Raw genomic sequence first — 18,475 nt, 5'->3', positions numbered from 1 at the left:
GGAGTGCATCGGGAAAATGACAGGCTGGTGTTGAATGTTATCGCTTCAACACCGGCCGGACTTCCTTGTGGAAGAATCGGAAATAGGAGGCAACCTGTGCCCTGGAGTTCGAGTTCGGATCGAACTCGATGCCAAGGCGTCCGTTATGGCTCCACCGGATAATACCATAGAGCGTTCCAAGGTCTTCGGCGACGATCTGAACGCGGCTGCCTGATGCCGCATGCAGCGGCGTTCGAATTTCCAGCGCAACGCCCGTTATCGAGAGATCGAGGATACGGACGTCTACTTCGTTATTGAGATAGCGGACCTTGCCGAAAATGCGGCAATACTTGCGTTCGGCCTTGCGGGTAATGATATTCAGATTGCGCATTTCCTGCCCTCAAAAGAATACGTAGCATTCACTATCGCGAAAAGGTTGAAAATCCTTTTACAGCAGATGCTAAATTACGAGTATGGCCCTATTTCCCGACAGCGCTGCTGCGCGCCACCACATGCTCACGCCAGATGGTAAAAATGCCGGCAGCCACAACGATCACCGAGCCGGCGATCGTGTTGAGGCTTAGGGCTTCGCCAAAGATGACGACGCCGATAATCGAGGCGTAGACAAGCTGCAGATAAGTGAGCGGCTGAACGGCTGCGGCATCGAGCATGTCGTAGGCGCGGATCAGGAAGTAGTGGCTCGAGATGCCGGTCAGGCAGAGAAGCGCCATCCAGCCCCAGTCGCCGGCCGACATCGAGGTCCAGTAGAAAGGACCGATGAGCGTTATCATTACGCCGCCCGCAACCCCGGTATAGAAGAAACTCGTCATCGAAGAATCGTCGCGGCTGACGAGGCGGGTGGCGATGACGTAGAAGGCGAAGAGGAAGCAGCCCAAGACCGCAAGCAGCAGCTTCGGATCGAAGAAACCGCTTTCGGGCTTCAGAATTAGAAGAACGCCGGCGAGCCCCGCGCAGATTGCCGTCCAGCGGCGCCATCCGACGCGCTCGCCGAGCAGCGGCATGGAAAGCAGGGCGATCAGGATCGGCGTGCCGGCAAAGATCGCCTGCGTGCGCGCAAGACCGATGATCGCGAAACAGGTGATCGCCAGCACGACCTGCGCGGCAAGCAGCACGCCACGCGCGACCTGGAGCAAAGGCCGCTTCGTGCGCGCGGTCTCCGTCAGGCCTCCGCGCATTCTCGACGCGAGAAGGATCGTGAAAAGCGCAAAGGCCCAGTAGCGGATCATCGTCACGAAAACCGGCGGATAGATGCTCGCCAGATGCTTCGAGATCCCATCTTGCACGGAAAAGATGGTGATCGCCAGAAGGACGAAGATATAGCCTTGTGTCTTGGATTTCATGTCTTGCCATAAGGCGGGAGAGGCCCGCATACGACGGAAGCAGGTCAGGATTCATGCCGCTTTGCAAGGCCTCAAAGGCCGACATTCGGCCTGTCGATGATTTCCCGCAGCGCGAAGCTGGAGTTGATCTTGACGACATGGGGCAGGGCGGAAAGCCAGTCGCGGTGTATGCGCTCGTAGTCTTCCAGGTCGCGGGCAGCGACGCGCAGGATATAGTCGTATTCGCCTGACATCAGGTAGCAGACGAGCACGTTCGGGCAGCGCTTCACCGCGGCCTCGAATTCTGCAAGGGTCTTCGTAAACTGGCCGGAGAGCGAGATGTGCACGATGGCGATCATCTTGTAGTCCAGCGCCTTGTGCGAAAGACGTGCGTGGTAGCCGCCGATGACACCGCTCTTCTCGAGAATGTCGAGCCGTCTCGAGCAGGCCGAGGCCGAAAGGCCGACCTTGTTGGCGAGGTCGGCATTGGTGATGCGGGCGTTCGCTTGAAGCGCTCTCAGAATCGCACGATCGATGGTATCAAGTTCCGGCATTCGAATAACCTTCGAAAAGAGCGGGGTTTGCACAATAATATTCGAAAAATAGCGTCCGCGCAAATGGTCTTTGCAAGGACATTTCGCGCGCCGGGTGTTTGGATTTGGATCGTCGATAGCGCGCCGCATAAGCGGACATAAAATGAGAGGAACGCTAAATGCGTGTCGGTTGCCCGAAGGAAATCAAGAATCATGAGTATCGTGTCGGCCTGACACCCGCCTCGGTTCGTGAATATGTTGCCCACGGCCATGACGTCTGGGTCGAGACAAAGGCAGGCGCCGGCATTGGTGCCGATGATGCCGCCTATGCAGCCGCCGGCGCGAAGATCGCGGCCTCGGCAAAAGACATCTTTGAGAAGTGCGACATGGTCGTGAAGGTCAAGGAGCCGCAGCCCTCCGAATGGGCGCAGCTTCGCGACGGCCAGCTTCTTTATACCTACCTGCACCTGGCACCCGATCCGGAGCAGACCAAGGGCCTGCTTGCGTCCGGCGTCACCGCAATCGCCTACGAAACCGTTACCGACGAGCGTGGCGGCCTGCCGCTGCTCGCGCCAATGTCGGAAGTCGCCGGACGCCTGTCGATCCAGGCAGGCGCCACGGCGCTGCAGAAGGCCAATGGCGGTCTCGGCATTCTCCTTGGCGGCGTGCCCGGCGTGCTGCCGGCCAAGGTCGCAATCATCGGCGGCGGCGTCGTCGGCCTGCATGCAGCCAAGATGGCAGCCGGCCTCGGCGCCGACGTCAGCATCCTTGACAAGTCGCTGCCGCGCCTTCGCCAGCTCGACGACATTTTCGGCGGCCGCATCCACACGCGCTATTCCAGCATCCAGGCGCTGGAGGAGGAGGTCTTCTCCGCCGACCTCGTCATCGGCGCTGTGCTGATCCCCGGCGCTGCCGCGCCGAAGCTCGTTACCCGCGAGATGCTTTCGGGCATGAAGAAGGGCTCGGTGATCGTTGATGTCGCGATCGATCAGGGCGGCTGCTTTGAGACCTCGCATGCGACGACGCATTCCGAGCCGACCTACGAGGTCGACGGCGTGGTGCACTACTGTGTCGCCAATATGCCAGGCGCGGTTCCCGTCACGTCCGCACATGCGCTGAACAATGCGACGCTCGTCCACGGTCTGGCCCTCGCCGACCGCGGCCTGCGCGCGATCGCCGAGGACAAGCATCTACGCAACGGCCTGAACGTCCACAGGGGCCGCATCACCAACAAGCCGGTTGCCGATGCGCTGGGCTATGAAGCCTACGCAGCGGAAAGCGTATTGAACGTAGCGTAATTCCCATCATGTTGCGTTAGACTAGATGAAGGCGCCGGTCTCGCTGAAGGCCGGCGCCTTTTGCTTGTCGATCCGGCACTGGAAGCAATTGTTGCGCGCCGAGCGGACATGCACGTAGGCGATTTCCGGACGCTTCAGCAACTCTTCGGCATAGCCCGGAATGTCGGCAATCGCGGTAACGGCGCCGGTGCCGTAGACGATGCGGTTGTTTTCGCCATAGCCGCGCACGATGAAATCGCGGCTCGTCGTCAGCACGGGCGGCAGCACTTCCGCCGCCGCATAACGTTCGCAGCGGTTCTTGTGCAGGAAGATCGGGCCGGTCTCGGCATAGGGCTGCAATTCCGGAAACGGGCGGTAGGCGAAAACGAGAAGCTCGTCGCCGGCATCGATATTCTTCAGGCAATGGCGGCAGGGATGACCCGGCCCATCGGAGACCATGGTCTCCGGCAAGTTGTCATAGGCATCACGGCCGCCGTTCCAGAGGTGCTCGGCATCGGCGGACGGCATGGCGGAAAAACGGATGGCTGACATGGCAAATCTCCTTCGCAATTGCCATGAAATGCGCCTTCAAAGCCGCTTTAACCACCCGATTCCTGCGCCATTGTTTCAATACCGGCTGCGCAAAGTCACGAAGCTCATTTTTTCGGCGCTTCGAACAGTTCGATCGGGTTTCCTGCGGGATCCTCGAGAAGAATCTGCTTGCCACCCATTCCCTGCACGATTTCGTTCCGGAAGCGCGCACCGGCTTGGCGCAGCGCCGCGACCTCCGTCTCCAGATCCGCGACTTCGATTTGAATGCGGTTCCATCCGCCCGGTTCCGGCTTGCGCCCGTCCGGCATCGCCTGAGGCGCCCCGCCCGGTCCCGTCATTCCGCTGACGAGGAGACGGAAACCGTCCCTGGTCAGGATGGCAAAGCCCGGCGCGGGACGAAACGCGACGGAAAAGCCGAGATGCTGTGTGTAGAATTCCACTGCCGCATCGACGTCATCGACGATGTAGCGCACGCTGATGCCTGGCATGATCGTTTTCCTCCGTTGTACTCCTCATTGCTTCAATCCCGAGCCAACGCGAAATTCTCCTCTTGGCCGGAGATCTCAAATCAGATGGAGAAGCGCACCACTCGCTGCCAACAATAATACCACGATCCAGGGCGGCGTCTTCCAGACCGTAAGCAGGAGGAATCCTGTGAGCGCCAGCGCGAAATCCACGGTCGAGAGCACGGCGCTCGTCCAGACCGGGCTATAGAGTGCGGCTCCGAGGATCCCGACGACGGCGGCGTTCGCACCGCGCATGGCGGCCTGTGCCGCCGGCCGCAGCCGCAGCGCATCCCAGAAGGGCAGCATGCCATAGACCAGCAGCAGTCCCGGCAGGAAAACGGCGACAAGCGCGATGGCTGCTCCCGCAAATCCATGGGGCGCTGGTCCTATGACCGCGCCGAGATAGGCCGCAAAGGTAAAGAGCGGCCCGGGCACCGCCTGCGCCAAACCATAGCCGGCGAGGAAGGCTTCGTTCGTCACCCAGCCGGGTGTCACCACTTCCGTCTGCAGCAGCGGCAGCACGACATGCCCGCCGCCGAAGACCAGCGCACCCGAGCGGTAGAAGGCATCGAACAGCGCGACCGCCTGATGGCCCGTTGCGCCCGCAACCAGCGGCGGGATCAGGAAGAAGGCTGCGAACAAGACGAGTGCGATCGCTCCACCCCGGCGCGAGACGGGAAAGCCGAGATGACCAGTTAACGCGGGTACTTCCGCGCGGCAGAACCAGAGCCCGGCGACGGCACCCAGCGCGATTGCCCCAATCTGGCCGAACGATCCCCCGATGAAGGCAACGATGGCAACGGCTGCCAGCGCAATGCCGCCACGTTCGCGGTCGGGCGTGAGGCTCTTCGCCATACCCCAGATCGCTTGGGCCACCACAGCAACGGCCACGAGCTTCAAGCCGTGGAGGAATCCCTCCGCTTCGGGTCCGGTGAAAGCGGCGGCACCGAGCGCGAAAGCCAGGAGGATGATCGCCGACGGCATGGTGAAGGCGAACCATGCCGCAAGCCCGCCAAGCAAACCGTTGCCGCGCAGGATGCCGAGCGAGAAGCCGACTTGGCTTGACGCCGGTCCCGGCAGGAACTGGCAAAGTGCAACGAGATCGGCATAGCCGGCCTCGTCGGTCCACCTGCGCCGCACCACCAGCTCGTCGCGGAAGTAGCCGAGATGAGCAATGGGGCCGCCGAAGGAGGTCAAGCCGAGTTTCAGGAAGACCCAGAAGACTTCACCGGGACTGCCACGCGGGCGTTCGATCGCAGACATAGCTGTCGGGGAGGACTTCACGGAACAGCTCCTTGGCTTTTTCTTTGGCCACTTGAAGGGTAGCGACACCAGATTACGGGCATATCGCGGTGATCGTAGAATGCACCGTCAGCTCTTCCTGGCAATCTCCAGCAGTTCCTTATCGCTCAGCGGCCGTACGATCCCGGTGCCGGTCGAAACCGGCGAGAAGCCGAACATCTGGTAGAGCTGCAGGGCGCGCGGATGGTCGAGATTGTTGGTGGTCGTCGTGACGCGCGTCGGGTTCAGTGTCCAGATCGCGTAAAGCGCCTGCAGCAGGAACCACTTGCCAATGCCGAGGCCGAGCGCGTGCTCGATCAGGCCGAAATGGCAGAGCTCGATCGTGTCCTCGTCCTCGCAGAAGTACTCGTAGAAGCCGGCAGGGGCGCCGTTGACGTAGAGCACGCTGATATTGTTGCGCTTGTCGTGCAGCGTTTCCGTCAGCGCCTCGTCGCTCATCCGCAGCCGGTCGACCCACTGCCAGCGGGCGCCGACCTGCCGGTAGAGGTAGCGATAGAAGGGCAGCGGAATGCCGGGCGCGCGCATGATCGCCGTCTGAATGTTGACCGGCACCGGCAGGCTTGCCTTCGGCGGCGAAGTCATTTCCAGTCGGGTGATATGGGCCGTGAGCGAGGAGGGGGGACTTCGCCATGGCGCGTCTCAGGCCTTGATCGGGTCGGGAGGACCGGTCACCACCGGCGTATCGTCGCGGCTGCCCCATTCGCTCCACGAGCCGTCATAGAGCTTGTTGTCGGTATGGCCGATCGATTCGAGCGCCAGCGTGATGATCGCGGCCGTAATCCCCGAACCGCACGAGGTGACGACCGGTTTCGAAAGGTCGATCCCGGCATCCTCGATCGTTTGCTTCAATTCGGGCAGTGATTTGAAACGGCCCTGATTGGCAAAAACGCCGGACGGCAGGTTGCGGGCGCCTGGCATATGGCCGGAGCGCATCCCGGCGCGCGGCTCCGGTTCGGTGGCGGCGAAGCGTCCGGCGCTGCGGGCATCGGCGATCTGCAGGGCGCTGCTGGAAACGATGTCGCGCATCGTTTCCAGGGTGACGACGCGGCTTGCGTCATAGCTCGTCTTGAAGGTCGCCGGTTTGTAGGCCGGGACATCCGTTTCGAGCGGGCGACCCTCCGCCTTCCAGCCATCGAGGCCGCCGTCGAGAACGAAGACGTTTTTCGCTCCCATCACCCGGAAGAGCCACCAGACGCGCGGGGAGGCGAACATGCCGATGCCGTCATAGACGACGATGCGGTCCGTCTCGCTGATGCCGAGTTTGCCTACTTCTTCCGCGAAATAATCCGGCGAGGGGATGGTATGCGGCAGACCGGTTGAATGGTCCGCGATCTTGTCCTGATCGAAGCGGATCGCGCTCGGAATATGGCCGCTTGAATATTCGGCGTCCGCGTCGCGATTCTGCGCCGAGAGGTAGAAGGAGGCGTCCAGCACGCGCAGGTCCGGCTTTCCGAGCTCACCCTGCAGCCAATCGGCCGAGACGACGAAACGGCTCTTCTCTTCGCTCATTCTGATCTCTCCCTGACTGGTTCTAGGCTTCGCTGCCAGGCATGCCGAAGCGGATGCGGAAGCGCCGGTTCTCCTTGCCCTTCTTCTCGATCTTGGCGATGTGGATCTGGCCGACTTCCTGCGTTTCGGAGACATGTGTGCCGCCGCAGGGCTGGCTGTCAATCGCCGAGTTTTCGCCGATGCAGACTAGGCTGACGCGGCCAAGCCCCATCGGCGGGCGCACGTTCTTCGATTTCACGATGCCGGGGTTTGCAGCCAATTCCTCGTCGGTGATCCACTGGACATAGACCGGATGGTTTTGGGCGACGAGTTCCATCATCTTCGCCGTCACCTCATCCTTGTCGATCGTTTCGCTCATGTCGAAGTCGATGCGGCTCTCGTCCTCGCCGACCGCAGCGCCGGTGATCGGATAGGAGCAGACCACGGACAGCAGGTGACAGGCCGTGTGCATGCGCATCAGCCGGTAGCGGCGCGGCCAGTCGACGTGCAGCACCAGCTTTTCGCCGACGACCGGCTGCGGCTGGCCCGCAGGCGGGGTGTGGATGACAATATCCTTGGTCGCCCCGTGCTTCGTCGGGCCGAGTTCGATCTTCGAGCCGTCGGCGCGTTCGAGAAAGCCGGTATCGCCCGGCTGGCCGCCGGAGGCTGCATAAAAGCAGGTCTGATCCAGCTCGATGCCCCCGTCTTCGTGAATGGCGGTGACCACCGCTTCGCATGTCGAAAGATAGAAATCGTCACGATAGAGGGGATTGACTGGCATGGGTCTCACGCTGCTGGTTCGTAAGGTATCTTTATGTCCTGCGACGCAGTCAGCCATGCCGGAACGGGCAGCCCCTTCGACGTCAGGAAATCGGGGTTGAAAAGTTTCGATTGGTAGCGGTTGCCGTAATCGCAGAGGATCGTCACGATCGTATGGCCCGGGCCGAGATCCTTGGCGAGGCGTACCGCGCCGGCAATATTGATTCCCGTCGAGCCGCCGAGGCAGAGGCCTTCGTGTTCGACGAGATCGAAGACGTAAGGCAGCGCTTCGGCGTCGGGAATCTGATAAGCGAAATCCGGCGTGAAGCCTTCGAGATTGGCGGTGATACGGCCCTGGCCGATACCCTCGGTGATCGAGGAACCGGAGGACTTCAATTCGCCGTTCTTGTAGAACTCGTAAAGTGCTGCCCCTTCAGGATCGGCGATGGCGATCTTGACGTCCTTGCGGAACGCCTTGAGACCGGCTGCGACGCCCGCAAGCGTACCGCCCGAGCCGACGGCGCTGACGAAGCCGTCGACCTTGCCGTTGGTATCCCTCCAGATTTCGGCGGCTGTGGTTTCGATATGCGCCTGGCGGTTGGCGACATTGTCGAACTGGTTCGCCCAGATGGCACCGTTCGGATCGGATTTCGCCATTTGCTCAGCCAGGCGGCCGGAAACCTTCACGTAATTGTTGGGGTTCTTGTAAGGCACGGCAGGCACTTCGACGAGCTCGGCGCCGAGCAGCTTCAGCGCATCCTTCTTCTCCTGGCTCTGCGTTTCCGGGATGACGATCACCGTGCGGTAGCCGAGCGCGTTGGCGACGACCGCCAGCCCAATGCCGGTATTGCCAGCGGTGCCCTCGACGATCACGCCGCCGGGTTTCAGCAGCCCTTTTTTCTCGGCATCGCGGATGATGTAGAGCGCGGCGCGGTCCTTCACCGACTGGCCGGGGTTCAGGAACTCCGCCTTGCCGAGGATGGTGCAGCCGGTCGCTTCGGATGCGCCCTTGAGCTTGATGAGCGGAGTGTTGCCGATCGCCTCGATGACGGATGGGTGGAAGGTCATGGAATCTGCCTCTGTGGAAGTGGTAGTTTAGGAACGGTCTTTTCCCTTCACAAGGCTGGGTTGGCAAGAAATGCTATTCCAGGACCCCGCCTGCCACGATAAAATTAGACTTCTGCTTTCAAAAATCCTGCGTGACTTGCAATTTGCCTCCGGACTGCCCCTCAATGGCGGTCCCAGTCCCAGAAGCTGATCGAGCACGTGACTACTCCCCTGCCTGAAGGCCGGAGCTTCTGGTCTTGATCAGGCCGCTTGCGCGACCTGACTGCTACCGTCTTCTTCCTGCTTCCGACCTCCCGCGAGGTTCGATCCACAGGCCATCCCCGGATGTCCTCCGGTTCGGGCCTTGCGGCCCAGATGAAGAATGTTGCGGCCGGCGTTGTGGTCGGCGCAGGCGGCGTGGCCGCATCTGACGCATTCGAACCGGTCGCGGTCGATCCGGTTCTTCGGATCGACATGCCCGCACTCGGCGCATCGCTGCGACGTCCGTGCGGGGTTGACGTAGAAGACGGCGCCGCCGCGGCGGCGCATCTTGTATTCGAACTGCAGACGCGTCGCTCCGGGCGACACGTCGAGGATCGCCCGGTTCAGTCCGGACTTCTGCGCGACGTTGGTGCCCGGCTCCTCGACGGTCCCCTTGGCCGAGGCGGTCATGTTCTTCAGCTTCAGGTCCTCGAGATAGAGGACGTCGCAGCGACTGACGACGTCGGTCGTCATCTTATGCTTCGCGTCCCGTCTGCGCCGGACGATCCTGGCCCTGAACCGCCTGAGATCGCGCTGCGCCCGCAGACGGTTCTTCGAACCCCTCCTGCGGCGCGAGACGCGCCTGGCGAGGTTCGCCTCCCTGCGCTTCTCCTTCTCGGTCATTCTTGGCAGGTCGTAGACCGTGCCGTCGGAGAGCGCGAGCGCGTTGACCACGCCGAGGTCGCCCCCGAGCTCGACGAGATCCGGCAGGTCGAGCACGCTCGCAGGCTCGTCGACCTCACGCTCGGTCTGCACCGCGACGTACCAGTGGTCGCCGTCGGCGGAGACCGTGACGTTCTTCACCTCGCCAAGGAAGGGCCGATGGAGAACGAGCTTCACCCAGCCCGCCTTCGGCAGCAGGATTCCCTTCTCACCGAAGGAGATCTGCTTCGGGTCTGGGAAGCGGAAGGATTCGTTCTGGAACTTCCGTCTCGCCTTCGGGTACGCCGCGTGGCCCTTGAAGAAGTTCTTGAACGCCTTGTCGAGGTCGACGGCCGCCTGCTGCAGGCAGTGGTTCGGAACGTCCTTGAGGAACGGCAGATGGGCCTTCAGGCCCGGCAGTTCCTTGATCTGGTCGAACGAGGACAGGCGGTGCCGGGACGGCATCGCATACGCCATGCTCCGCTGCTCGAGGCAGAGGTTGTAGACGAGGCGGCAGCAGCCGACGGTCTGGCGGAACAGCCGCGCCTGCCGCGCGTCCGGGTAGATCCTGTATCGGTAGCCCAGCCGTTCCTTCATCGGAACGACCATAGGACGTTCTTCATATGTTCCGCAAGCGCCGGCGGATGCCGGACCGGAACATGGTTAACGGCGTCCCGTCCGCCTTACCCCGCCCGGAAGGACGAGGTTTGCGGCGGACACGTTCCGATCAATCCCTTCTGCCGGACCATCGACCGGGGGGATCGGCTGAAATGAGCCACAATAGCATGATAGAGGCATGAATTCGGGAGGCAGCGAGGAACTTCCGGTTTTGGTTTCGTGCTGGATCGGCAGTCTGGAGGAAGTCTATCATGCGTGAATTCATCGCCCGTCCCGAACATGGCATCGCCTGGATTTCCGGCGCGAATTCAGGCATCGGGCGGGCGTTGGCGCTGAAACTGGCAGGCGAGGGATACAAAGTCGCCGTCACTGCGCGCAATCATGAAGAACTGGCCGAACTGCAGGCCGAAGCACGCGGCCTTTGCGGCAGCATCGTCGTTCTCGACGGCGACGTGACCGATCCGGAGGATATGGAGCATGTGCTTGCCTCGATCGAATACGAGCACGGCGCGCTCGCTTTGGCCGTCTTCAATACCGGCATTTACCAGCCTGTGTATGCCCAGGAATTGAACCGCGCGGATTTCGAGAAGAGCTTCGCCGTCAATCTTTCTGGCGTCGTCAATTGCCTGCTGCCTGCCATCCGGCACATGAAAGCCAAGGGGCAGGGGCAGATCGCCATCGTCTCTTCCGCCGCCGGCTATGGCGGGCTGCCGACCAGCGCAGCCTATGGCGCCACCGAGGCGGCGCTGATCAACATGGCCGAAAGCCTGAAATTCGATCTCGACAAGATGGGCATCCGCATCCAGATCATTTGCCCCGGCTTCGCCGATCTGCCGGCGGCGCGCGAAAACAGCCTCCCCATGCCGCCGCTCGTTTCGCCAGAGGAAGCCGCCGAACAAATCGCGGCAGGCCTCAAATCCAGCCGCTTCGAAGTCAGCTTTCCGAAGCGCTTCACCTATATGCTGAAACTTCTCCGGCTGATGCCCTACGGCCTCTATTTCCGGCTGGTGAACCGTTCGGCCGGCTGGTGGAAGCGTCCACCCTCTTCGCCCGGCCACCATCCGCAAACACCGCATCCTGCTGAGTGATCAGCCGCTTCGGCATATGGCGGTGGCTCACCCGAAATATGCAAACGGAGCGAATTGAAGAAGTTGCGTCGCGATGGCGCTTCCCACGACCAGTTCGGGCGGAATGCCGCACATCCTCTTCCGATCTCCGGTCAGCGACGACAACAGACTGCACATCACTCTCCTGTCTCTGTCGCGCATGGGCATACGACGTCAGCCGATCCCTCGTTCCCATTGCTCACGGCTGATCGCATAGAGCACGTGGCGTTTCAGATGCGGATGCGTGTCGGGAACGCGGGGATGGTCGAAATCGCGGTGCGGATCGTGATGCAGGCCAAGCCGGCGCATGACCGCGGTGGAACGATGATTGTCCGTTACCGCGAAAGAGACGATTTCAGGAGGAGCAAATTGGGTGAAGCCATGGCGGAGTGCCGCCTCTCCCGCTTCTGTCACATATCCCTTGCCCCAATGCCGCTTCGCAAGACGCCAGCCGATTTCGATTGTGCCTGCCGGGAGGAACGGTTCGAGTTCGGGTTTCCAGAGGCCGCAAAAGCCGATCGGCTCGTCGGTTTCCTTCAGGGCCATGGCATAGAAGCCAAGCGCTGTTGTGGCAATGGCATCGCGGATGCTGTCCAGCATCGAATCTGCTTGGGCACGGTCGCGGCGGAAGGCGAAGAATTCCATCACTTCGGGATCGGAATTGATCTCGTGGAAAAGTGGCCGGTCCGCATCCGTCCAATTGCGCAAAAGTAGACGCTCCGTCGTCGCGATCACTGTCATGGCGTCACAAAATCCGTCTTCCGGTAGCCCTGGATATAAAGCAGCGCGGTCAGATCGCCGTGGTTGATGCGCATTTTCGCTTCGGCGGCGACGGAGGGTTTGGCGTGCAAGGCGACGCCGGAACCGGCAAGATGGATCATGCCGAGATCGTTGGCGCCATCGCCGACGGCAATCGCTTCTTCGGTGGAGATGCCGAGCCTCGCGGAAATATCGCTGAGCGCATCCACCTTGGCCTGCTTGCCGAGGATCGGCTCGGCAACGAAGCCGGAGAGCTGGCCGTCCTCTTCGAGAAGGATGTTGGCGCGGTTTTCGTCGAAGCCGAGGGCTGCGGCAATGCGGTTGGTGAAGACAGTGAAGCCGCCGGAGACGAGGGCCGTGTAACAGCCTTTCGATTTCATCGTGGCGATCAGTTCCGGACCGCCTGGCGTCAGCGTGATGCGTTTGGCGATGACCTCGTCGACGACCGAGACGGGCAGGCCCCTCAGAAGCGCCACGCGTTCGCGAAGAGAGGGTTCAAAGGCGATCTCGCCGTTCATGGCACGCGCGGTGATAGCTGCGACCTTGTCCTTGAGGCCGACTTCGGCGGCGAGCTCATCGATGCACTCCTGTCCGATCATCGTCGAATCCATGTCGGCGATCAGCAGTTTCTTGCGGCGCGTTTCGGCCTTCTGGACGACCAGATCGATCGGCGCGCTGGCGATGATGGCGAGGATATTTGCCTCCGCCGCTTGCGCATCGGTGCCGTCGCGAAGGGCGATATCGCAGGCGATACCGTCCGCCAGCCAGTAGAGCCCGGATGCTTTCACGGTTTCGGCCGCCTGTTCGGCGAACCTCGGTGTGAGAACGGGATTTGACGGATTGGCAACAAGCGTGGCAACGAGAGCCATATGGAAAACCTTCTGAGCGCAACAAGTGCGATCCTGATAACCGGGCCGACTGCCAGCGGCAAGTCCGCGCTTGCTGTGGAATTGGCGAAACGCCACGGCGGCGCTGTCATCAACGCCGACAGCATGCAGGTCTACGATACGCTTCGCATCCTGACGGCGCGGCCGTCCGAGGCGGAGATGCAGGGCGTGCCGCATCATCTCTACGGTTATGTGCCGGCCGGCGATCTCTATTCGACGGGGGCCTGGCTGCGCGACGTCACAGCGTTGCTGCCCGAGCTGCGCGCCAAGGGGCAATTGCCGGTTTTCGTCGGCGGGACGGGGCTTTACTTCAAGGCTCTGACCGGCGGCCTATCGGATATGCCGGCGATACCGGAGGAGATCCGCACCCGCCTGCGGGCGCGTTTGCTGGATAAAGGCGCGGAGGTGCTGCATGCCGAGCTTGCCAGGCTCGACCCGGCGGCTGCAGGCAGTCTCAGCATCCAGGACGGGCAGCGCATCGTACGTGCCCTGGAGGTCGTGGAGGCAACGGGGCAATCGATTCTGCGTTACCAAGAACAGGCAGGTCCGGTGATCGTCGATCCGGCAAGCGCTGAAAAGATCGTCGTCATGCCGGAGCGCGCTGTGCTCCACCAGCGCATCAACGGGCGCTTCGAGAAAATGCTGGAGCAGGGTGCTGAAGATGAGGTCAAGACGCTTTTGGCGCTCGGCCTTTCACCGGAAATGCCGGTGATGAAGGCAATCGGCGTCTCGCAGATTGCAGCGATGCTGAAGGGCGAGATGACGCGCAGCGAAGTGATCGAGAAGGCTGCCGCTGCGACGCGGCAATATGCCAAGCGGCAGATGACCTGGTTTCGCAATCAGATGGATGAGAGCTGGAAGCACCTGACATCGCCGCAGCCGTGATCAGCGCGTAAGTTCCAAGTTTGTCAGCTCGTTATAATCATTAGGAATACAAACCATCGGACCGAGGATGCCATGAACAATTTTCTTGCAAAGACGCTCGCTTCCATCAATGCCTTGATCGCAGTCGTCATCCTGGCATTTTGCACGCTCTCCGGCGCAACCACCGCCTCGGCTCACGGCGGGTCCGGAATGTTCGTGATCGGAGCGATCGTTGGCGCGATCGCCGGCATCGCGGTCGCCGCGCTGGTCTGCGGAACGATCGCCTTTCTGACGCTGATAGAGCGCCACCTGAGCGTAATTGCCGCTGCAACCAGGCAACCTCAGGGGCAGTAAGCGCTCAATCCTTGTTGTGGAGGCTGCTCAGCGGCTTCTTGAGAATGCTGTCGCGGAGTGACATGCCGGGCTCGCGGCGCGGGGTAGCGGTGGAATCCTGCGAGAATGCCGGTTTCTGAGGAACTGTCTCCTCGAGGCGCATCTCGCGCCGAAGAGCTTCCAGGCGGCTGTCCAGAGATGTCTGCGGCGGTGCGGCTCGCGGCTCGCGCGGTGCATCGCTGCGCGGCAGCATGTCCGGCCTGTAGGAATCGGTCGGTGCCAGCGGTGGGGCAGAGACGGGTGCAGGATAGGGCACATCCTCCGGCGGCTCTTCGTCGTCGAACAGCATGTCGCTCTGCGCTGTGTTGTAGCTTTGCTGGAAGGACGAAATATCCGGCCCGCCGCTGACGGCGCGCATGCGCGTCACGATCTTGCGCAGATCGACGGTATCGGGATCTTCGTCGGAGTGTTTGGCGGTCGCGCCGTTCGCCTTTGGTAGCAGATGCTGCTCGACACGCGAAAAGCGCATGCGCATTGGCACGCTGATCGCCTCGCCGAAGGCGATCGCTTCGCCGTTGCCGATCGAGGAGATGAAGCTTGTCGTCGAGATCGACGAGTTCGGGATTGCCGAGCGGATGATGTCCTGGTCGCGGTCGTTGGCAAGGCGCATGGCAAACAGCGTCGAGCACTGCGAGAGGATCGTCTGGTCGAGTTCGCCGGGGCGCTGCGTGATGATGCCGAGCGAGACGCCGTATTTGCGGCCTTCCTTGGCGATACGGGCAATCGCCTGGCGGGTCGGGATGAAGCCGAGATTCGGATCGGCCGGAACATAGCGGTGCGCTTCCTCGCAGACGACAAGCATATGGACGGCGCCGTCGCTCCAGAGGCCGATTTCGAAGGCCATGCGGCAAAGGACAGAAGCGACCGAATTCACCACTTCCGACGGGATGCCGGAAAGCTGGAACGTGCAGATCGGCCGGCCGTCGCCGGGAATGCGGAAGATCTGCGCCACGGTGTCCATGATCGTGTCGCTGATCGTGTTATTGGAGAACATGAAGTGGTAGCGCGGATCGTTGATCGCCGCGATGATACGCATCTTCAATGAGCGCAGGAAGGGCTTCTCGGCCCGGCCTTCGAGACGGCCGATGCGCTCGTCGATCAGCGCCAGCAGGTCGGCCATGCGGTAGGGGACCGGCGTATCGGCGGTGATCGAGCTCTTTTCGGTCGTGCGCCGGACGAGCGAATTGTCGCTGCCACGGAAGGCGCGCTTGGCGTCCGGCATGATGTCGCGAAGCATGTCGAGTTCTTCCGGCACCGGCGTGCGGCCGCGGAAGACGACTTCGGCGAATTCTTCAAGCCGCATCAGCCAGAAGGGCAGGTCGAGCGTGTCGGTGTCGATCACGACCGAATGCTCCGGGAAGGCGGCGGCGAATTCGTTGTGCGGATCGAGGATCAGGACGCGCAGTTTCGGATCGGCTTCTATCGCCTTATGCAAAAGCAGGGAGACGGCCGTGGATTTGCCGACGCCGGTGGAGCCGACGATCGCGAAATGCTTGGAGAGCATCGAGGGGATGTGGATCGCCGCGTCGATGCTTTCGTCCTGGGTGAGCTTGCCGATGACCGCCGTCGTTCCGGCGCCGGCGTCGTAGATGCGCATCAGATCGGCGGTGCGGATGCGGTGGGCGATGGCCCCGAGATGGGGGTAGCACGAAATGCCGGTCGAGAATTCCTCGCGGCCGTCTTCCTCGACGCGAACCTCGCCGAGCAGTTCGGTCTCGATCCTGAAATAGTTGTCCTGTCCTTCACCCCAGGCATGCGTGCCGGTGTTCATGGCATAGACGAGAGCGACGACGCGGTTTCGGCCGACGCTGATCGAGATCAGGCGGCCCACGGACCAGAGTTCGGTAAGATCGGTGCCTCCGGCCTCCGCGATGGCGGCGATGGTCGCGCGGGAACCGCTGCACGCGACGACACGGCCAAGGAAGCGATTCCCGGGGGTTAGATTGTCGCGGCGGTCCTGCTCACTGGCTGTGCCTGACGTTTGCAAGTCGTTGTTGAGCAACGGCCCACTCCCTACGTTAGCCAGCAATCCTATGATTTATCCTTTAACAAAATCCTTCCGGGACCTTGTTTCTTAATGGGATAGCCGACGCGGCATGGTTCTCCGGGCGCCGATTTTTTATTTCGGCAAGCGTTGACGCTGTGAAATTTTCTGTCTATCAATTGCGCCCATGAAAATCGCAGCGGTTCTTATTGTGGTGGGAAAGCGCATGGGCAGGATGGTGTGACCATCCGGCGACAGCCACCCATGCGCTAGATGACAGGCTCCCTCTGGGGCCTTTTTTTATGCCTGAAATCCAGGCATCCGCACCAAAGACCTCAATCCCAGCAGTCAAAACGGATCAGAAAACATGACGGGCACGGACAAGCAGACGGCAGACAATCGGATGACAGGAGCGGAAATCGTTCTGCGGGCGCTGAAGGACAACGGCGTCGAGCATCTCTTCGGCTATCCGGGCGGCGCCGTGCTGCCGATCTATGACGAGATCTTCCAGCAGGACGAGATCAAGCATATCCTCGTCCGCCATGAGCAGGGCGCCGGCCATGCAGCTGAAGGCTATGCCCGCTCGACCGGCAAGGTCGGCGTCATGCTGGTCACCTCCGGTCCGGGCGCAACCAATGCCGTCACGCCGCTGCAGGACGCTCTGATGGATTCGATCCCGCTCGTCTGCCTCACCGGCCAGGTGCCGACCTCGCTCATCGGTTCAGACGCCTTCCAGGAATGCGATACCGTCGGCATCACGCGGCCTTGCACCAAGCACAACTGGTTGGTCAAGGATGTCAACGAGCTCGCTGCCGTTATCCATGAAGCCTTCCGCATCGCCCAGTCCGGCCGGCCCGGCCCGGTCGTCGTCGATATTCCGAAGGACGTTCAGTTCGCGACAGGCACCTATACGCCGCCGTCCGATCATACGATCCAGAGAAGCTATCAGCCGAAACTCCAGGGCGATCTCAACCAGATTCATGCGGCAATCGAGCTGATGGCCAATGCGCGCCGTCCTGTCATCTATTCCGGCGGTGGCGTCATCAATTCCGGTCCGGAAGCCTGCAGGCTACTGCGCGAGCTGGTGGAACTCACCGACTTCCCGATTACTTCGACGCTGATGGGCCTTGGCGCCTATCCGGCCTCCGGCAAAAACTGGCTGAAGATGCTCGGCATGCACGGTTCCTACGAGGCCAACATGGCGATGCACGATTGCGACGTCATGGTCTGCATCGGCGCCCGCTTCGACGACCGCATTACGGGCCGCATCAATGCCTTCTCACCGAATTCCAAGAAGATTCACATCGACATTGACCCGTCCTCGATCAACAAGAACGTTCGCGTCGACATCCCCATCCGCGGCGACGTCGCGTACGTGCTGGAAGACATGGTCCGCCTGTGGCGTGCCCTGCCGAAGAGGCCGGAGAAGGGCCAGCTTTCCGACTGGTGGACGAGCATCGCACGCTGGCGCGCGCGCAATTCCTTCGCCTACACGAAGAGCAACGACGTCATCATGCCGCAATATGCGCTCGAGCGTCTTTATGAACTGACAAAGGACCGCGACACCTACATCACCACCGAAGTCGGCCAGCATCAGATGTGGGCCGCGCAGTTCTTCGGCTTCGAACAGCCGAACCGCTGGATGACCTCGGGCGGCCTCGGCACGATGGGTTACGGCCTGCCCGCAGCGCTCGGCGTGCAGATCGCCCATCCCGAAAGCCTCGTCATCGATATTGCCGGCGATGCCTCGATCCAGATGTGCATCCAGGAAATGTCGGCGGCGATCCAGCACAATGCGCCGATCAAGATCTTCATCATGAACAACCAATACATGGGCATGGTCCGCCAGTGGCAGCAGCTGCTGCACGGCAACCGGCTGTCCAACTCCTATACGGAGGCAATGCCGGACTTCGTGAAGCTGGCGGAGGCCTATGGCGCCGTCGGCCTGCGCTGCGAAAAGCCGGATGATCTCGACGGTACGATCCAGGAGATGATCGACGTGAAAAAGCCGGTCATCTTGGATTGCCGCGTCGCCAATCTCGCCAACTGCTTCCCGATGATCCCGTCGGGCAAGGCGCATAACGAGATGCTGCTGCCGGACGAAGCCACGGACGAAGCGGTCGCCAATGCGATCGACGCCAAGGGCCGTCAGCTCGTTTGATATCGAAGGTGAGGAAG

General features: G+C 61.6%; 19 protein-coding genes. 5 read left to right on the top strand and 14 right to left on the bottom strand.

Annotation, left to right across the window (positions count from 1 at the left end):
• Positions 1–37: 37 nt before the first annotated feature.
• The 3 genes from ACZ9BX_RS07735 to ACZ9BX_RS07725 form a co-directional block, all read right to left on the bottom strand.
• Positions 38–370 (bottom strand): PilZ domain-containing protein, encoded by a 333-nt coding sequence (locus tag ACZ9BX_RS07735; RefSeq protein ID WP_027508834.1) that lies wholly within the window; start codon positions 368–370, stop codon positions 38–40.
• Positions 371–458: 88 nt separating this feature from the next.
• Entirely contained in the window at positions 459–1,340 is an 882-nt protein-coding gene (locus ACZ9BX_RS07730) for a DMT family transporter (protein WP_476216881.1), read from the bottom strand.
• A 71-nt stretch (positions 1,341–1,411) separates the two neighbouring features.
• Positions 1,412–1,873 (bottom strand): Lrp/AsnC family transcriptional regulator, encoded by a 462-nt coding sequence (locus ACZ9BX_RS07725; protein WP_476216879.1) that lies wholly within the window; start codon positions 1,871–1,873, stop codon positions 1,412–1,414.
• A gap of 158 nt (positions 1,874–2,031) precedes the next feature.
• On the opposite strand from ACZ9BX_RS07725, the gene ald reads away from it, so the two are divergent.
• Entirely contained in the window at positions 2,032–3,150 is a 1,119-nt protein-coding gene (gene ald, locus ACZ9BX_RS07720) for an alanine dehydrogenase (protein ID WP_476216877.1), read from the top strand.
• Positions 3,151–3,171: 21 nt separating this feature from the next.
• On the opposite strand, the gene ACZ9BX_RS07715 is transcribed toward ald, so the two are convergent.
• From ACZ9BX_RS07715 to ACZ9BX_RS07680, 8 genes are all read right to left on the bottom strand, one after another.
• A complete protein-coding gene (locus ACZ9BX_RS07715) occupies positions 3,172–3,681 on the bottom strand; it encodes a DUF1203 domain-containing protein (protein ID WP_132565442.1) in 510 nt (169 codons plus the stop codon).
• 104 nt (positions 3,682–3,785) lie between these two features.
• Entirely contained in the window at positions 3,786–4,169 is a 384-nt protein-coding gene (locus tag ACZ9BX_RS07710; RefSeq protein WP_132565445.1) for a VOC family protein, read from the bottom strand.
• Positions 4,170–4,244: 75 nt separating this feature from the next.
• Positions 4,245–5,450 (bottom strand): chromate efflux transporter, encoded by a 1,206-nt coding sequence (chrA, locus tag ACZ9BX_RS07705; protein WP_476219923.1) that lies wholly within the window; start codon positions 5,448–5,450, stop codon positions 4,245–4,247.
• Positions 5,451–5,558: 108 nt separating this feature from the next.
• A complete protein-coding gene (locus ACZ9BX_RS07700; RefSeq protein WP_476216874.1) occupies positions 5,559–6,071 on the bottom strand; it encodes a GNAT family N-acetyltransferase in 513 nt (170 codons plus the stop codon).
• A gap of 57 nt (positions 6,072–6,128) precedes the next feature.
• Complete coding sequence (gene sseA, locus ACZ9BX_RS07695; protein WP_476216872.1) at positions 6,129–6,998, bottom strand: 3-mercaptopyruvate sulfurtransferase; 870 nt, start codon at positions 6,996–6,998, stop codon at positions 6,129–6,131.
• A gap of 22 nt (positions 6,999–7,020) precedes the next feature.
• A complete protein-coding gene (locus tag ACZ9BX_RS07690) occupies positions 7,021–7,758 on the bottom strand; it encodes an alanyl-tRNA editing protein (protein WP_476216870.1) in 738 nt (245 codons plus the stop codon).
• 5 nt (positions 7,759–7,763) lie between these two features.
• On the bottom strand, positions 7,764–8,804 hold the full coding sequence (locus ACZ9BX_RS07685) for a cysteine synthase A (protein ID WP_476216869.1): 1,041 nt from the start codon (positions 8,802–8,804) through the stop codon (positions 7,764–7,766).
• A 240-nt stretch (positions 8,805–9,044) separates the two neighbouring features.
• A complete protein-coding gene (locus tag ACZ9BX_RS07680; RefSeq protein WP_476216867.1) occupies positions 9,045–10,283 on the bottom strand; it encodes an RNA-guided endonuclease InsQ/TnpB family protein in 1,239 nt (412 codons plus the stop codon).
• A gap of 272 nt (positions 10,284–10,555) precedes the next feature.
• On the opposite strand from ACZ9BX_RS07680, the gene ACZ9BX_RS07675 reads away from it, so the two are divergent.
• On the top strand, positions 10,556–11,392 hold the full coding sequence (locus ACZ9BX_RS07675; RefSeq protein ID WP_476216865.1) for an SDR family NAD(P)-dependent oxidoreductase: 837 nt from the start codon (positions 10,556–10,558) through the stop codon (positions 11,390–11,392).
• A 192-nt stretch (positions 11,393–11,584) separates the two neighbouring features.
• Here ACZ9BX_RS07675 and ACZ9BX_RS07670 read toward each other — a convergent pair whose 3' ends face one another.
• Positions 11,585–12,151 (bottom strand): GNAT family N-acetyltransferase, encoded by a 567-nt coding sequence (locus ACZ9BX_RS07670; protein ID WP_476216863.1) that lies wholly within the window; start codon positions 12,149–12,151, stop codon positions 11,585–11,587.
• Positions 12,148–13,038 (bottom strand): phosphoserine phosphatase SerB, encoded by an 891-nt coding sequence (serB, locus tag ACZ9BX_RS07665; RefSeq protein WP_476216861.1) that lies wholly within the window; start codon positions 13,036–13,038, stop codon positions 12,148–12,150. The genes ACZ9BX_RS07670 and serB overlap by 4 nt, the downstream gene beginning before the upstream one ends.
• Here serB and miaA point away from each other — a divergent pair, their 5' ends adjacent.
• On the top strand, positions 13,039–13,941 hold the full coding sequence (miaA, locus tag ACZ9BX_RS07660) for a tRNA (adenosine(37)-N6)-dimethylallyltransferase MiaA (protein ID WP_476216859.1): 903 nt from the start codon (positions 13,039–13,041) through the stop codon (positions 13,939–13,941). It begins immediately after the preceding gene.
• A 72-nt stretch (positions 13,942–14,013) separates the two neighbouring features.
• Positions 14,014–14,274 carry a hypothetical protein gene (locus tag ACZ9BX_RS07655; protein WP_476216857.1) on the top strand — a complete coding sequence of 87 codons (261 nt, stop codon included), beginning with the start codon at positions 14,014–14,016 and terminating at the stop codon, positions 14,272–14,274.
• A 4-nt stretch (positions 14,275–14,278) separates the two neighbouring features.
• Here the strand turns inward: ACZ9BX_RS07655 and ACZ9BX_RS07650 are convergent, their stop codons facing one another.
• Positions 14,279–16,315: an ATP-binding protein gene (locus ACZ9BX_RS07650; protein WP_476216855.1), complete on the bottom strand. Its 2,037-nt coding sequence runs from the start codon at positions 16,313–16,315 to the stop codon at positions 14,279–14,281.
• A gap of 349 nt (positions 16,316–16,664) precedes the next feature.
• On the opposite strand from ACZ9BX_RS07650, the gene ACZ9BX_RS07645 reads away from it, so the two are divergent.
• Positions 16,665–18,458 carry an acetolactate synthase 3 large subunit gene (locus ACZ9BX_RS07645; protein ID WP_027508890.1) on the top strand — a complete coding sequence of 598 codons (1,794 nt, stop codon included), beginning with the start codon at positions 16,665–16,667 and terminating at the stop codon, positions 18,456–18,458.
• Positions 18,459–18,475: the final 17 nt, after the last annotated feature.

It is taken from the genome of Rhizobium sp. USDA 3886, assembly GCF_056279785.1.
This window is presented reverse-complemented; position numbering and strand designations above follow the sequence as displayed.

What these genes read in the sequence shown, in the direction of transcription:
- ACZ9BX_RS07700 (WP_476216874.1), bottom strand. Translation starts at nt 6,071, where the DNA reads ATGACTTCGCCGCCGAAGGCAAGCCTGCCGGTGCCGGTCAACATTCAG.
- ACZ9BX_RS07655 (WP_476216857.1), top strand. Translation starts at nt 14,014, where the DNA reads ATGAACAATTTTCTTGCAAAGACGCTCGCTTCCATCAATGCCTTGATC.
- ald (WP_476216877.1), top strand. Translation starts at nt 2,032, where the DNA reads ATGCGTGTCGGTTGCCCGAAGGAAATCAAGAATCATGAGTATCGTGTC.
- ACZ9BX_RS07680 (WP_476216867.1), bottom strand. Translation starts at nt 10,283, where the DNA reads ATGAAGGAACGGCTGGGCTACCGATACAGGATCTACCCGGACGCGCGG.
- ACZ9BX_RS07710 (WP_132565445.1), bottom strand. Translation starts at nt 4,169, where the DNA reads ATGCCAGGCATCAGCGTGCGCTACATCGTCGATGACGTCGATGCGGCA.
- chrA (WP_476219923.1), bottom strand. Translation starts at nt 5,450, where the DNA reads ATGTCTGCGATCGAACGCCCGCGTGGCAGTCCCGGTGAAGTCTTCTGG.
- ACZ9BX_RS07730 (WP_476216881.1), bottom strand. Translation starts at nt 1,340, where the DNA reads ATGAAATCCAAGACACAAGGCTATATCTTCGTCCTTCTGGCGATCACC.
- ACZ9BX_RS07645 (WP_027508890.1), top strand. Translation starts at nt 16,665, where the DNA reads ATGACGGGCACGGACAAGCAGACGGCAGACAATCGGATGACAGGAGCG.
- ACZ9BX_RS07725 (WP_476216879.1), bottom strand. Translation starts at nt 1,873, where the DNA reads ATGCCGGAACTTGATACCATCGATCGTGCGATTCTGAGAGCGCTTCAA.
- ACZ9BX_RS07690 (WP_476216870.1), bottom strand. Translation starts at nt 7,758, where the DNA reads ATGCCAGTCAATCCCCTCTATCGTGACGATTTCTATCTTTCGACATGC.
- ACZ9BX_RS07735 (WP_027508834.1), bottom strand. Translation starts at nt 370, where the DNA reads ATGCGCAATCTGAATATCATTACCCGCAAGGCCGAACGCAAGTATTGC.
- ACZ9BX_RS07685 (WP_476216869.1), bottom strand. Translation starts at nt 8,804, where the DNA reads ATGACCTTCCACCCATCCGTCATCGAGGCGATCGGCAACACTCCGCTC.
- ACZ9BX_RS07675 (WP_476216865.1), top strand. Translation starts at nt 10,556, where the DNA reads ATGCGTGAATTCATCGCCCGTCCCGAACATGGCATCGCCTGGATTTCC.
- ACZ9BX_RS07715 (WP_132565442.1), bottom strand. Translation starts at nt 3,681, where the DNA reads ATGTCAGCCATCCGTTTTTCCGCCATGCCGTCCGCCGATGCCGAGCAC.
- ACZ9BX_RS07670 (WP_476216863.1), bottom strand. Translation starts at nt 12,151, where the DNA reads ATGACAGTGATCGCGACGACGGAGCGTCTACTTTTGCGCAATTGGACG.
- serB (WP_476216861.1), bottom strand. Translation starts at nt 13,038, where the DNA reads ATGGCTCTCGTTGCCACGCTTGTTGCCAATCCGTCAAATCCCGTTCTC.
- miaA (WP_476216859.1), top strand. Translation starts at nt 13,039, where the DNA reads ATGGAAAACCTTCTGAGCGCAACAAGTGCGATCCTGATAACCGGGCCG.
- sseA (WP_476216872.1), bottom strand. Translation starts at nt 6,998, where the DNA reads ATGAGCGAAGAGAAGAGCCGTTTCGTCGTCTCGGCCGATTGGCTGCAG.